Consider the following 696-nt stretch of genomic DNA (forward strand, 5'->3'; position numbering starts at 1 on the left):
CTGCCGCTGTCGCCGTTGAAGGTCAGGCCTTTGGTGTCAACGGTGGTTTTGGCGTCTACGCCTTTTTGGATGTCGTCTTTGGTGTCTTGCGCCAAGTCGATGCTGTAGTCGGTCACGTTGTTCGCGTCTGCTGCTGAAGCAGTGACGGTCACTTTGTTCGAACCGGCGCTCGCAGTGGTGCCTTTGGCGTTGACGGTGTAAACGTCTTGGCCGTTGGCGCCGGTCGTTTTCACCACGTCTTTGATGTTGGTGCCGGCGGCAACTTCGGTACGGGCGGCGGCGCTTTGCTGTTTCAGCTGGCTGTAGTTGACGGCGTCGGTGTCGTCGGTACCGGCGGCTACGTTGGTGATCTTGTTGCCGGCGGCATTGATGCCGGACTTGGTCACACTCGGGCCGCCTGTAATGGTGAGGCCGTCTGAATTCAGTTTGCTGCCGCCTGCGGTGACGCTGTCGACGGTAATGTCTTTGGCCAGTTTGAAGTCAATCTGGTTGTCGGACACGGTGGTGACGATGTTTTTGTCGCTGCTGCGGTAGGCAACGGTTTCGCCCAGTTGGACGTTGTCGTCGTTACCGTTGTCGGCGGCAATGTTCAGACCTTTGGCGATATTGGCGTTGGTCTCTTTCAGCTGACCGTAGTTGACGGCGTCGGTATCGTCGGTACCGGCGGCTACGTTGGTCACTTTGTTGCCGGCGTTG

At 58.2% G+C, this 696-nt stretch carries 1 pseudogene; it reads right to left on the reverse strand.

What is annotated here, in order from left to right:
- Nucleotides 1-680, reverse strand: a pseudogene (locus tag HMPREF2711_RS10605) (hypothetical protein); the annotation flags it as partial.
- Between the last annotated feature and the right edge of the window lie 16 nt (nt 681-696).

The organism is Neisseria sp. HMSC070A01 (genome assembly GCF_001810165.1).
Lineage (GTDB): Bacteria > Pseudomonadota > Gammaproteobacteria > Burkholderiales > Neisseriaceae > Neisseria.